Raw genomic sequence first — 13,274 nt, 5'->3', positions numbered from 1 at the left:
AGCGACGGGCCGGAGATCTCGCCACCAGCCCAAGGAGGCGACCATGCAATTCCACAAGTACGACGTGGTCATCGTCGGCGCCGGCGGCGCCGGGATGCGCGCCGCCATCGAATCGGGCCAGCGCGCCCGTACCGCGGTGCTGACCAAGCTCTACCCCACCCGGTCCCACACCGGCGCGGCACAGGGCGGCATGTGCGCCGCCCTGGCCAACGTCGAGGAGGACAACTGGGAGTGGCACACCTTCGACACCATCAAGGGCGGTGACTACCTGGTCGACCAGGATGCCGCCGAGGTGATGGCGAAGGAAGCCATCGACGCGGTCCTCGACCTCGAGCGGATGGGCCTCCCGTTCAACCGGACGCCGGAAGGCAAGATCGACCAGCGCCGATTCGGCGGTCACACCCGCGACCACGGCAAGGCCCCGGTCCGCCGCGCCTGCTACGCCGCCGACCGCACCGGCCACATGATCCTGCAGACGCTCTACCAGAACTCCATCAAGCACGGCGTGGAGTTCTTCAACGAGTTCTACGTGCTCGACGTCACGATGAGCGAGAACGAGAACGGCGAAGAGGTCTGCACCGGCGCGATCGCCTACGAATTGGCCACCGGCGAGATCCACGTCTTCCAGGCCAAATCCGTCGTGTTCGCCACCGGCGGCTTCGGCAAGGTCTTCAAGACGACCTCGAATGCCCACACCCTCACCGGTGACGGCATGGGCATCGTCTACCGCAAGGGCCTGCCACTGGAGGACATGGAGTTCTACCAGTTCCACCCGACCGGCCTGGCCGGACTCGGCATCCTCATCACCGAGGGCGTCCGAGGTGAGGGCGGCATCCTCCGCAATGCCGACGGCGAGCGGTTCATGGAGCGCTACGCCCCGACGATCAAGGACCTCGCGCCCCGCGACATCGTCGCCCGGTCGATGGCCCTCGAGGTGCTGGAAGGTCGCGGCGCGGGCCCGGAGAAGGATTACGTCTACCTCGACGTGACCCACCTCGGCGAGGAGCTGCTCGAAGCGAAGCTCCCGGACATCATGGAGTTCTCCCGCACCTACCTCGGTGTCGAGCCGACCACCGAACTCGTGCCGGTGTACCCGACCGCGCACTACGCGATGGGCGGCATCCCCACCAACATCACCGGTGAGGTGCTCAACGACAACGAGAACACCGTTCCCGGCCTCTACGCGGCGGGCGAGTGCGCGTGCGTCTCGGTGCACGGTTCCAACCGGCTGGGCACCAACTCGCTGCTGGACATCAACGTCTTCGGTCGTCGGGCGGGCGTCGCGGCCGCCGAGTACGCGCTGTCCCACGACCACATCGAGCTCCCGGAGGAGCCCGCCAAGCTCGTCGAGGGCATGGTCGATCACCTCCGCACCGCGTCCGGTGGTGAGCGGGTCGCCAAGATCCGCACAGAGCTGCAGCAGACCATGGACAACAACGCCTCGGTGTACCGCACCGAGGAGACGCTCAAGACGGCGCTGTCGGACGTGCAGGCCCTCAAGGAGCGCTACGGCCGGATCGCGGTGCACGACAAGGGCAAGCGGTTCAACTCGGACCTGCTCGAGGCGATCGAACTCGGTTTCCTCCTCGACCTGGCCGAGACGCTGGTCAACGCCGCGCTGGCGCGCAAGGAGTCCCGAGGCGGGCACGCCCGCGAGGACTACACCGCTCGGGACGACGTCAACTTCATGCGGCACAGCATGTCGTACAAGCAGTTGCCCGAGACCGAGGACCCGAACGCGCCACTCGGGTTGACGGGATTCACCTCCGACATCCGTCTGGACTACAAGCCCGTCGTCATGACCCGGTACCAGCCGATGGAGCGTAAGTACTGATGACCGCAGCCACCACGAAGCCCAACCAGGACGACAGCGCCAAGGACCTCCCCTCCGACGCGCCGCCGATTCCCGACGACGCCACGATGGTCACCGTCAAGATCCAGCGGTTCAACCCGGAGATCGACGAGGACCTGCACTGGGAGAGCTACCGGATCCCGGTGCTGCCGTCCGACCGGGTGCTCAACCTGCTGCACTACATCAAGTGGTACGTCGACGGAAGCCTGACGTTCCGCCGGTCCTGCGCGCACGGGGTCTGCGGCTCCGACGCGATGCGGATCAACGGGGTCAACCGGTTGGCGTGCAAGGTCCTGATGAAGGACATGCTCACCAAGGGCGGCGAGACCACGCTGACCATCGAGCCGATCAAGGGGCTGCCGGTCCACAAGGACCTCCTGGTCGACATGGAGCCGTTCTTCGAGGCGTACCGGGCGGTTCAGCCCTACCTGGTCACCTCGGGCAACGAGCCGACGCGCGAGCGGATCCAGTCGGTCGCCGAGCGGGAGCGGTTCGACGACACCACCAAGTGCATCCTGTGCGCGGCATGCACCACGTCGTGCCCGGTGTACTGGTCGGAGGGGTCGTACTTCGGTCCTGCCGCGATCGTCAACGCCCACCGGTTCATCTTCGACAGCCGGGACGAGGCTGCCGAGGAGCGGCTGGACATCCTCAACGACATCGACGGTGTGTGGCGTTGCCGCACGACCTTCAACTGCACGGATGCGTGCCCGCGTGGCATTCAGGTCACCAAGGCGATCCAGGAGGTCAAGCGGGCCCTGATGTTCCGCCGCCGCTGAGGCCGCCGCGACGGGATTCGGACCGGGCGCTGTCCGGATCCGGCACTGATCCGCAGTGTTCGCCCGGCTCCAACACTGCGGTTCGCAGGCTCGGCCGAGCCCGTCCGCACGAGATCGGCGTCCACCGTCCGGGTGGGCGCCGATCTCGTTTTCACGGCGCGCTTCCGCCGTTCAGGATCGTGCTGCTCGGTATCCACGCCACCCGAGGTAGCCGATGATCGTCCCGAGGACCAGGGACACGACAGCGATCACGAGGTGCACGATCAAGTAAGAAGTCGGGGAACCCGCTTCCCACGATCGTTCGCTCATCCAGATGTTTCGGGCGAAGGTCGGCCAGAGGAACCAGGACCAGACGCCGAACGCGAGCAGGAACAGGGAAACAGGGCGAGAGAGTGTCACAGCTCCAGTATCGATGATGCCGAGAAGCCGCCGCCTCCGGCACTTTCCGCCCGCGGCACCGCGATGTTCGCTAACCTACTCGTGTGCCTGTGGGAGCTGCTCGCGTGGTCGAATCCGAACAACACCATCCAACTCCGAACAGATCGACCCCCGCAGCGGCGCGTCGGCGCGCCCGGTCTCCGATCATCGCCTCCGCCCTGATCGCCGCGATCACGTTGGGCCCGCTGTCCAGCTCGGTTCCGGCAGCCGCGCAGGCGCCCCGGCAACCACCGCCACCGGCTCGTTGCCCGAACGCCGTGCTGCCGCCCCCGCCCGTCGACACTTCCGAGGTCCCGGCTCCCGGCGTGCCGAGCCCGAAGCCACTTCCCGTGCCGGACGAGCCCGTCGGCGGAGCGATGCTCGCGGGCTGCGACCTGCTCACCGCACCCTCGGCGGCCGCACCACCCGCCGAGGTCACCGCCCGCTCCTGGCTGATCGCCGACCTCGAAAACGGGCAGGTCCTCGCGGCGAAGCAGCCGCACGGACGATTCCGCCCCGCTTCGACGATCAAGCTGCTCACCTCACTGGTGACCATCCGGGAACTCGACATGTCCGAGACCCTCGTGGCCACTCAGGCCGATGCGAACCAGGAAGGCAGCCGGGTCGGTCTGGAACCCGGCGTGACCTACACCGTCGAGCAGGTACTGACCGGTCTCCTGCTGCAGTCCGGCAACGACGCCGCGCACGCGCTCGCGATGAAGCTGGGCGGAGCCGAGGCCATGGTCGCCGAGATGAACGAGCTCGCCGTCGAACTGGGCGCGCTCGACACCCGCGCCGCGACACCGTCCGGTTTGGACGGTCCGGGGATGAGCACCTCCGCCTACGACCTGGCGGTGATCTTCCGGGCCGCCATGCGCACCCCCGAATTCACCAAGGCGATCAGCACCGAGAACACCGTGCTTCCCGGCCCACCAGGGCAGCCGCCGCTCCAGGTCTGGAACGACAACCGCGTGCTGCTGAACTACCCGGGCGCCCTCGGTGGCAAGACCGGCTTCACCGACGACGCCCGCCACACCTACGTTGCCGCGGCCGAACGCGACGGCCGTCGTCTGGTCGCCGTGCTGCTGCGCGGGGAGAACCAGCCGGTCCGGCTTTCGAAGCAGGCCATGGGACTGCTGGACTACGGCTTCGGCGGCGCGCTGAGCGAGCCGGTCGGGTCACTGGTGGCCGAGTCGCCCTCGCCGAGTGAACAGCAACCGCGGGCAGGAGCCACTGATGGCGTGCAACCCGCGCAGGCGAGCGGCCAGTCATCGATGTTCGGCACCGTGGGCGGGCCGTTGGTCGTGCTCACCATCGCCACGATCATGATCTTGGGTGCGCTGACGGTACGGCAGCGCCGGATGCGGCTGGCGGCCGCTGCGCGACGCAGCCGCGAGGACCGTTCCGACGAGCACGCCTGACCGCTCGCCGCGCGTCAGCGCCGCCTGCTGCGGCGCCAGTACCCCCAGCCCGCGAGGAAGGCACCCGCACCGAGCAGTCCGGCCCCCACGCCACTGCCCGAGCGCTCCCGCACCACCGGCCGGATCACGGCGGGCGGCGGCGGTTGCGGAGGCAGCAGCCGCTCGTTCTCCCGTGCCGACGCGGTCCAGGCGGTCACGAACAGCAGGAACCTCGACGCCAGGTAGGCGAACACGAGCAGCCCCAGGATCGGGCCGAACGCGGCAGCTGCCGGAGAGCCCGTGACGCTGTTCAGGTAGACGAACCCGGCCTGCTTGAGCACTTCGAACCCGACCGCCGCGAACAGCGCGCCCCACACCGCGCTGCGCACCGTCACGGGAGTGCGGGGCAACCGGGCGAGCACCCACAGGAACACGAGCCAGCTCGCCGCCAGCGAGAGCACAATCGCCAGCACGCGCAGCAGGACCGCGGCGAACACGGTCCGCTCCACCCCGGCGAGACCGAGCAGCAGCCTGCCGACGCCCCCACCGAGCGCACTGAGGCCGAACGAGATCGCCAGCGCGGCACCCAGGCCGAGCAGCGACAGGAAATCGGAGGCCATCCGCTTGAGCATGGGTGGACTCGTGGGCGCTTGGCTCCACTGGGCGGTCAGCGCTTCGCGCAGGTTGGTCATCCACCCCAGGCCGGAGTACAGCGCGACGAGCAGACCGATGATCCCGACCGCGCCGGCCTGGCTGATCGCCTGGTCCACGACGGTCTGCAGCAGTGCGCTCATCTCGCGGTTGGGGACCGCGCTGGTGATGGACGCGCGCAGCTGGTCCAGCAGGTCGGGATTTCCGGCGAGCACGAACCCGGCCACCGAGAACGCGATCATCAGGAGCGGGACGAGCGCCAGCACGCTGAAGTAGGTGATGGCGGCGGCGTAGTAGTCGCCGTACTGGCTCTGGTAGCGACCGGCCGCACGGATGAGCCGGTCGAGCCAGTGGTGATCCCGCCGCAACCGGTCGAGCTGGCTCGGTTTGGCAGTCCGAACGTCCACATCGCGCGCCGCCTGGCTGCGATCGACCACGCTCACCTCCACCCACCGCCTGATCAGACGTCGTGGGGCAGGCTACCTTCCACCGGTCGGGCTACCCGGCAGGCGGCAAAAAGCCCACTCGATCGAAGGTCTTACGGATGGTGGGCGCGGCGACCTCCCGCGCGTGTTCGGCCCCGCGGCGCAGGATCTTGTCGAGTTCCGCGGGATCATCGAGGTAACCGCGGACGCGCTCCTGGAACGGCGTGACGAAGTCTTGTACGACCTGTCCGAGGTCCTTCTTCAGGTCGCCGTACCCCTTGCCGTCGTAGGCGGCCTCGAGTTCGTCGATGCCCTGGTCCGCGAGCGCGGAGTAGATGGACAGCAGGTTGCTGATGCCGGGCTTGTTCTCCGCGTCGTAGCGGATCTCGCGCTCGGTGTCGGTCACCGCCGAACGGATCTTCTTGGCCGAGCGCTTCGGTTCCTCCATCAGCTCGATCACCCCGGCCGGCACCGACTTGCTCATCTTCGCGGTCGGGTCCTGCAGGTCCTGGATCTTCGCGGTGCTCCGCGGGATGTGCGGGGCCGGCACGGTGAATGTGTCACCGAAGCGCGTGTTGAACCGCTGCGCGAGGTTCCGGGTGAGTTCGAGGTGTTGCCGCTGGTCCTCGCCCACCGGGACGGCATCGGCCTGGTAGAGCAGGATGTCGGCGGCCATCAGCACCGGATAGGTGAACAGGCCCACCCCGACGTGCTCGGCATCCTGACGAGCGGACTTGTCCTTGAACTGCGTCATGCGGCCGGCCTCGCCGAAACCGGCCTGGCACTCCAGGATCCAGCTGAGCTGGGTGTGCTCCGGAACGTGGCTCTGCACGAACAAGGTCGAGCGTTCGGGGTCGATGCCCAGTGCGAGCAGCTGCGCCGCCGACACGCGAGTGCGTTGCCGGAGCTGTTCCGGGTCCTGGGCGACGGTGACCGCGTGCAGGTCCACGACGCAGTAGAAGGCGTCGTAATCCTCCTGCATGACCAGCCACTCCCGCAGCGCACCCAGGTAGTTGCCGAGGTGGAAGGAGTCCGCGGTGGGCTGGATACCCGAGAACACCCGCGACCGCGCCGCAGGCCTTTCGGTGGTGGGATTCTCGCTGCTCACGTTGTCAATTCTCGCAAGACCCGAGCGGGGGCCGATACCGGGCTCCCGGCCACCGCGGTCACCACCGTCGGCAGCAGCCGGTTCCGGCAGGCCTGATCAGCTCTTGCGCTGGTTCTCCGGTTGGACTTCGATCTTCTTCCGGCGGAAGACACCGGCGACCATGCCGATGACCCCCAACCCCACGGCGGTGAGCCCGACGGGGGTGTTCAGCGCCTCGAAAGGGCTGTCCTGCACCACTGCTTGCCGGGTCGACGATGCGGTCGCGCTGCCGGTGGACACCACGCCGATCCCTACGGCCAATCCCACGACGAGCATGGAAACCCGCGACAAAATGCGAGCTTTTCGGCTACGCACGAGCGTTGCCTCCCTTGACGGAAAACCCGTTGACCACAGACGCCGAACCTTGTTCGGCCCGTGGCGGACAGTACCGATCACACGTAAACGGATTCGTCGCACTGCGTGAAGCCGCCACGACGGGAAGATCATATTTATCCCCGAGGGGGCTACGAATCCGGGTGGCCCGAACACCATCCGTGATTTTGATACCCCTGGGCACGGGACGAACCGACGCGACCGACGGTTCGTCCCGCACACTCGATCCCGATCAATGTGTCGGTCGACACACCTTACAAGATCAACCGGACTCGGCAGGACATTTCGGTCCATTCGCCGAAAGCGCGCCTCGTCCGACAACGATTCTCGATTCTTCGAGAACGCGATCGAGGCGCTTTCCGGCCGAGAAGGCGAACACGACTCCGCTCAACCGGCCTCGCCGACGCCCAATTGGATGCGTCCCACCCGCTCGTAGGTCGTCGCCCGCTGACGAGCCGACCGCCCCGCCTTGGCCGCCAGTGCGTGGAGCTGCTCGATCGTCCGCTCCGACCCGTGTTCGGAACCGGCCATCCGGCTGATCGTCTCCTCCATGAGCGTGCCGCCCAGGTCGTTGGCGCCACCGCGCAACACTCCGGCAGTGCCCTCGTCACCGAGCTTCACCCAGGAGCACTGCACGTTGTCGATGCGGCCGTGCAGCAGGACGCGGGCCATCGCGTGGACCGCGCGGTTGTCCCGCCACGTCGGCCCCGGCCTCGCCAGCCCCGCCAGGTAGATCGGCGCGTTGCGGTGCACGAACGGCAACGGCACGAACTCGGTGAAGCCGGTGACCCCGTGCTCGAACGCCTCGTCCTGCACGCCCGCGAGCGTGCGGAGATGCCCCAGCCAGTGCTCCGGCGTATCGACGTGCCCGTACATCATCGTCGACGACGACGAGATGCCCAGCCGGTGCGCCGTACGCACGACCTCGATCCACTCGGACGCGGGCAGCTTGCCCTTGGTGAGCACCCACCGGACGTCGTCGTCGAGGATTTCGGCCGCAGTCCCGGGAATGGTGTCCAAGCCGGCGTCCCGGAGTTCGGTCAACCAGTCGGCGATGCTCACGCCCGCCTTCGCCGCCGCGCTCACCACCTCCATCGGACTGAAGGCGTGCACGTGCATCTCCGGGATGCGGGCCTTGACCGCCCGGACGAGGTCCGCGTACCCGCTGACCGGCAACCGCGGGTCGATACCGCCCTGCATGCACACCTCGGTGGCGCCCAGCCGCCAGGCCTCCTCCGCCCGGTCGGCCACCTCCTCGGGGGCGAGCCGGTAGGCGTCGGTGTCGCGCTCCCGCTGCGCGAAGGCGCAGAACCGGCATCCGACGTAGCAGATGTTCGAGAAGTTGATGTTCCGGTTCACCACGTAGGTGATGTCCGGACCGACCGCTTCGCGGCGCAGCTCGTCGGCGATGCCCGCGAGCGTGTCCATCGCGGACCCGTCGCAGGTCATCAGAGCCATCGCCGCTTCGGTGTGCTCCGGGGCCAGCAACGCGGCCGGGTTCTCCCCTGCGAGTCGGAGCCCCTCGCGGACATCGGAGTCGAGCCGCTCCGGCGCGCTGCCCGTCGGGAGCTGCTCGCGCAGCTCGTCCCAGTCCCCGTAGACGGTGTCGAAGTCGCCGCGACGGTCTCCCGTACGGCCCTCGGTGTCGATGCTGGTGTGCAGGTCGGTGCGCCCGACCGACTCGAAACCGCCGTCGGGCTCCTGCCACGGGCGGCCGACGATCTCGGCTTCCGGTTCGGCCAACCCGTTCGAAGCCGCGAGTTCGGCCACGTGCACCGCGACGCGGGGATCCAGCCACTGGGTGCTGTCCCCGGCCAATCCGGCACGCACGTATCGCGGATACGCCGTCAGGCGTTCGCGGAGCTCGAAACCACCCGACCGGGTCTGCTCGGACAGGTCATCGATCTGCGGCCAGGGGCGCTCCGGGTTGACGTGATCCGGCGTGACCGGCGATACGCCGCCCCAGTCGTCGATACCGGCGCGCAGCATCAGCAGGTGTTCAGTTCCGACGAGGTTCGGCGGAGCCTGCACGCTGACGCCCGAGGGCATCAACAACCTCGCCACCGCGATTGTCGCCGCCAAGTCCTGCAGATCCGCGTCCGGCATACCGCGCATGGCCGTGTCCGGTTTGGCGCGGAAGTTCTGCACGATGACTTCCTGCAGGTGGCCGTACTGGCGAGCGCTCGAACGCAGCGCGAGCAACGATTCGGCACGTTCGGTCTTGTTCTCGCCGATGCCGATGAGGACACCGCTGGTGAACGGGACCGCGACCCGGCCCGCATCGGCGAGTACTCGAAGACGGACGGCGGGTTCCTTGTCCGGGCTCGCGTAGTGCGGCTGCCCGGGCTCGTTCCACAACCGCTCCGAGGTCGTCTCCAGCATCATGCCCATGCTCGGCGCGACCGGTTTCAACCTGGTGAGCTCGGACCAGCTGAGCACGCCGGGATTCAGGTGCGGCAGCAGGCCGGTCTCCTCCAACACCGCGATGGCGCAGGAGCGCACGTAGTCGATCGTGGACGAGTAGCCGCGCGCCTCGAGCCATTCGGCAGCCGCGGGCCAACGCTCCTCCGGGCGGTCGCCCAGGGTGAACAACGCCTCCTTGCAGCCCGCCGCCGCGCCCTGCCTGGCGATGTCGAGCACCTCTTCGCGCTCCAGGAACGGAGCGGACACCCGGTGCGGAACGGTCGCGAACGTGCAGTAATGGCACCGATCGCGGCACAACCTGGTCAGCGGGACGAAGACCTTGCGGCTGTAGGTGACCACGCCTTCGCGCCCCTCTGCCAGCAGGTGCGCGTCCCTGCTGCGTCCGGCCGCTTCGAGGAGCGAATCCAGATCGTCGTCGCGCGCGTGCAGCAGGACGGTGGCTTCGGTCGCGTCCAGTGACGCGCCATCCCGCGCACGGCGCAGAGCGCGGCGCATCGCCGACGCGTTGGGGGCTGGTTCTGGCTGTGGAACTTCGAGATCAACCGACACTCCCCGACTCTAAGCGCTGATTTCGCCGTGGGGCGATGCGCAACGGCACAGCTGACCTGTGTTGACAGCCGAACACCCGACGAGTCACCGTCCGAAACCTCCCGAACTACTCCCGTCCGGGTGAAATTCGCGGGTGGACGAACCTGCCTACCGGGACATCTGTCCGACCGGAATCCCCGCACTTTCCGTGTGAGCGCCGGTGAAACGCTCCCGAGAGCACCTGGCCGGACCGTCGACGCCCCACCGCTCACCAGGCAACTCGCGTTCTTCGTCGCTACGGTCGATTCGATCGTGAGGACGGACCGACACACCGCGGTCCAACTCGGAGCCCGCTGCGAAAGCAGAGGACGGACGGATGAGCACGATGGCCTCTTCGGAAACGTTCATCATCGTCGGCGCCGGAATGACGGGCGCCAACACCGCGCAAGCGCTGCGCGAGCAGGGGTTCGACGGACGGATCCTGCTCATCGGCGAGGAACCCCACCTCCCCTACGAGCGCCCACCGCTGTCCAAGGGCTACCTGATGGGACAAGCCGAGCGCGCCAGCGCGTTCGTCCACGAGGAGTCCTGGTATTCCGAGAACGAGATCGAGCTGCAGCTGGAGCAGCACGCCACCCGGCTCACGCCTTCGACCCACCACCTCGAACTCTCGGGCGGAACCCAGCTGGAGTACGACAAGTTGCTGCTGGCAACCGGCGCCACCCCGCGCAAGCTGGCCCTCCCGGGCTCCGACGCGGCCGGGGTGCGCTGCCTGCGGAGCATCGACGACTCCGAACGACTGAAGGAGAGCCTCACACCCGGCTCCCGGCTGGTGGTGATCGGGGCCGGCTGGATCGGCCTGGAGGTCGCCGCCGCCGCCCGAACCGCCGGGACCGAGGTGACGGTGGTGGAGACCGACGCGCTCCCGCTGCTGCGCGTACTCGGGCCGGAGGTCGCGCGGACCTTCGCCCAGCTGCACGAGGAACGAGGAGTCGACTTCCGGTTCGAGACGACCGTCGAATCGATCCGTTCCGAGAACGGAGCCGTCACCGGGGTGCTGCTCTCCGACGGATCGGAGGTGGCGGCCGATACGGTGCTGGTCGCCGTCGGGGTCGAACCCAACACCGCGCTCGCGCACGACGGACTGCTCGATGTGTCCAACGGAGTCGTCGTCGACTCCGCACTGCGCACCAGTGATCCGGATGTCTTCGCGGCGGGAGACGTGGCCAACACCTGGCATCCGTTGCTGGACCGGCGGATCCGGGTCGAGCACTGGGCGAACGCGCTCAAGCAACCCGCGACCGCGGCGGCCTCGATGCTCGGCAACGACGCCGCCTACGATGAGCTGCCGTACTTCTTCACCGATCAGTACGACCTCGGCATGGAGTACGTGGGTTACGTCGACCCGGGATATTACGACCGAGTGGTGATCCGGGGTGATGCCGACCGACGCGAATTCGTGGCGTTCTGGCTGAAGGACGATCGCGTGCTGGCCGGGATGAACGTCAACGTCTGGGACGTCACCGACCCGATCAAGACGCTGATCCGTTCGGGGGCGAAGGTGGATGCGGGGCGGCTGGCCGACGCCGGTCAACCACTGGATCGGCTCACCGGCGGCTGACCACCGCTCTCGGCCCGCAACCGGAGTCCGCAACGGACGCTCGGGCGGAACAGCGGGATTTCGGCCGGGACGACCGCGAGAATAACGCCGGGTCCACAACGGACTCGTGCCCCGGCGGTCCGGCCTAGCCGGCCGCCGACCCCGATTCCGTTCCCGGCCGCACCCAGCCACGGCGCTCGCCCTCTCCGATCAATTCCCTGGCGGCGGCCCACAGCGGTGCCGACCCGTCGCCGATGACGGCTTTGCGCGCACGCACGGTGTCGGCCGTGGTGCCGGGAGTCCGGCCACGTACCACCGCGGTCCATCCAGTTCAGCAGCAGCGGCTGCAGGCGGTCCGTGGCCTTCGCGAACCGCGCCTCCGGCGTCCGACGGGCTTCGAACTCGTCCCACAACTCCCGGAACTCACCGGCCTGGTCCTCGGGCAGCAGGCCGAAGATCCGGTCGGCGGCGGCCTCTTCCCGCGCTTGCTGACCTGTCCGGCCCTCGTCGTCGTAAAGCGGCGTGTCACCCGCGTAGATCTCGATGAGGTCGTGCAGGACGACGAGCTTCGTCGTGCGGGCGACGTCGATCGGTTCGTCGGCGTATTCGGCGAGCACCGGCACCATCAGAGCCAGGTTCCAGGAGTGTTCCGCGTCGTTCTCCCTGCGCTGCTCGGCCGCCAGCGGCGACTGCCGCAGGATCGTCTTGAGCTTGTCGACCTCGATCAGGAATCCGAACTGTGCCCGCAGCCTGGCGGGAAGGACCTCCGGGAGCGGGTTCCGTTCGGCCAGGGGTTCTCCGTCGATGTTCACGAGGCCATACCGTCGCAGTGCCGGACTGCGCGGAACAATCAAATTTTCGCCTCGGCGAGTTTCGCTCCTGCCCGGCGATGCCGTCGGGGCGTAGCGGAGCGACACGGCGGGACGACACGTCGGTGGGCAGGCGTCAGAGACCCTCGATGAGAGCCAGCACGCGGTCGGGGCCTTCCGCCATGACGTTGTGCGTGGTGTCCCAGGAGTGCACTGTGAACTCCTTGTCGGCACGTGCCCGAGCCGTCATACCGGCCATCGGCGACGGGCCTGGCCAGTCCGTCGCCTCGACGTAGTGCTTCTCCGTCACCCGACGCCACGCTCCGGTCAGCTTCGAGGCTTGCATCAAGGTGGCCATCGGATGCGGACGAGCTCGCTCGTCGAAGAAGGCAAGCGGGTCGACAAAGGCTCCGGTGCGGGCCGAGCCGCTGACGTACCAAGCATGCTCTTCATCGTTGGTCATGGACCAGCACGAGTCACCGTCCTCGGGAACCAGCGCATCGAGATACACAAGCGCTCGGACTCGATCGGGCTCGGCATCGGCGACACCACTGATGATGCTGCCGCCGTAGCTGTGGCCGACAAGGACCGCGTCTTTGGCCTGCTCCGCCTCAACCGGCACGGCTCGCAACGCGTCGACCGCCTGGGCGACGTGGTCATCCAGGGTGATCACCTTTTCCGGCAACGCGGCGTCGGGATCCAGGCCTAGCGGGGTGACCGCAACGGCGGTGTGCCCGGCTCTCTCCAGCGCTTCGACCAGCGGGTCGTACCACCAACCGCCGTGATTCGCGCCGGGCACAAGCAGGTACAAGGTCATGGCAGAGTCCCTCCAACGCGGTCTGCGGAATTCTGGCACCCCACACCGACAGAGCGACCGCCCAAAGAGCCGGCGGTTACGGGAACCGCGGT

General features: G+C 68.0%; 11 protein-coding genes. 4 read left to right on the top strand and 7 right to left on the bottom strand.

Annotated elements, in window-relative coordinates:
• The first annotated feature begins 43 nt into the window (after positions 1-43).
• Together sdhA and ACYVAN_RS18705 are read left to right on the top strand one after the other, a co-directional pair.
• Positions 44-1,834, top strand: coding sequence for a succinate dehydrogenase flavoprotein subunit (gene sdhA / locus ACYVAN_RS18710; RefSeq protein WP_460961358.1), 1,791 nt, complete (start codon positions 44-46; stop codon positions 1,832-1,834).
• Complete coding sequence (locus ACYVAN_RS18705; RefSeq protein WP_460961356.1) at positions 1,834-2,631, top strand: succinate dehydrogenase iron-sulfur subunit; 798 nt, start codon at positions 1,834-1,836, stop codon at positions 2,629-2,631. The genes sdhA and ACYVAN_RS18705 overlap by 1 nt, the downstream gene beginning before the upstream one ends.
• A gap of 171 nt (positions 2,632-2,802) precedes the next feature.
• On the opposite strand, the gene ACYVAN_RS18700 is transcribed toward ACYVAN_RS18705, so the two are convergent.
• Positions 2,803-3,030 carry an SCO4848 family membrane protein gene (locus tag ACYVAN_RS18700; protein ID WP_460961354.1) on the bottom strand — a complete coding sequence of 76 codons (228 nt, stop codon included), beginning with the start codon at positions 3,028-3,030 and terminating at the stop codon, positions 2,803-2,805.
• Positions 3,031-3,113: 83 nt separating this feature from the next.
• Between ACYVAN_RS18700 and ACYVAN_RS18695 the strand changes: the two genes are divergently transcribed.
• On the top strand, positions 3,114-4,469 hold the full coding sequence (locus ACYVAN_RS18695; protein ID WP_460961352.1) for a D-alanyl-D-alanine carboxypeptidase family protein: 1,356 nt from the start codon (positions 3,114-3,116) through the stop codon (positions 4,467-4,469).
• Between the two features lie 14 nt (positions 4,470-4,483).
• On the opposite strand, the gene ACYVAN_RS18690 is transcribed toward ACYVAN_RS18695, so the two are convergent.
• From ACYVAN_RS18690 to ACYVAN_RS18675, 4 genes are all read right to left on the bottom strand, one after another.
• Complete coding sequence (locus ACYVAN_RS18690; RefSeq protein ID WP_460961350.1) at positions 4,484-5,536, bottom strand: YhjD/YihY/BrkB family envelope integrity protein; 1,053 nt, start codon at positions 5,534-5,536, stop codon at positions 4,484-4,486.
• A gap of 61 nt (positions 5,537-5,597) precedes the next feature.
• Positions 5,598-6,632: a tryptophan--tRNA ligase gene (gene trpS, locus ACYVAN_RS18685; protein WP_460961348.1), complete on the bottom strand. Its 1,035-nt coding sequence runs from the start codon at positions 6,630-6,632 to the stop codon at positions 5,598-5,600.
• A 96-nt stretch (positions 6,633-6,728) separates the two neighbouring features.
• A complete protein-coding gene (locus ACYVAN_RS18680) occupies positions 6,729-6,938 on the bottom strand; it encodes a hypothetical protein (protein ID WP_460961346.1) in 210 nt (69 codons plus the stop codon).
• A 453-nt stretch (positions 6,939-7,391) separates the two neighbouring features.
• A complete protein-coding gene (locus tag ACYVAN_RS18675) occupies positions 7,392-9,977 on the bottom strand; it encodes a bifunctional FO biosynthesis protein CofGH (RefSeq protein WP_460961344.1) in 2,586 nt (861 codons plus the stop codon).
• Between the two features lie 355 nt (positions 9,978-10,332).
• On the opposite strand from ACYVAN_RS18675, the gene ACYVAN_RS18670 reads away from it, so the two are divergent.
• The gene (locus ACYVAN_RS18670; RefSeq protein WP_460961342.1) at positions 10,333-11,577 is read left to right on the top strand and encodes an NAD(P)/FAD-dependent oxidoreductase; all 1,245 of its coding nucleotides are present in this window, start codon (positions 10,333-10,335) and stop codon (positions 11,575-11,577) included.
• Here ACYVAN_RS18670 and ACYVAN_RS18665 read toward each other — a convergent pair.
• The gene (locus ACYVAN_RS18665; protein ID WP_460961340.1) at positions 11,547-12,368 is read right to left on the bottom strand and encodes an HD domain-containing protein; all 822 of its coding nucleotides are present in this window, start codon (positions 12,366-12,368) and stop codon (positions 11,547-11,549) included. The genes ACYVAN_RS18670 and ACYVAN_RS18665 overlap by 31 nt on opposite strands.
• Before the next feature lie 133 nt (positions 12,369-12,501).
• On the bottom strand, positions 12,502-13,182 hold the full coding sequence (locus ACYVAN_RS18660; RefSeq protein ID WP_460961338.1) for an alpha/beta fold hydrolase: 681 nt from the start codon (positions 13,180-13,182) through the stop codon (positions 12,502-12,504).
• Between the last annotated feature and the right edge of the window lie 92 nt (positions 13,183-13,274).

This window comes from Parasphingorhabdus pacifica (assembly GCF_054779195.1).
This window is presented reverse-complemented; position numbering and strand designations above follow the sequence as displayed.

Excerpts from the sequence above, each read along its gene's own strand:
- sdhA (WP_460961358.1), top strand. The coding sequence starts at position 44 with ATGCAATTCCACAAGTACGACGTGGTCATCGTCGGCGCCGGCGGCGCC.
- ACYVAN_RS18705 (WP_460961356.1), top strand. The coding sequence starts at position 1,834 with ATGACCGCAGCCACCACGAAGCCCAACCAGGACGACAGCGCCAAGGAC.
- ACYVAN_RS18670 (WP_460961342.1), top strand. The coding sequence starts at position 10,333 with ATGAGCACGATGGCCTCTTCGGAAACGTTCATCATCGTCGGCGCCGGA.
- ACYVAN_RS18660 (WP_460961338.1), bottom strand. The coding sequence starts at position 13,182 with ATGACCTTGTACCTGCTTGTGCCCGGCGCGAATCACGGCGGTTGGTGG.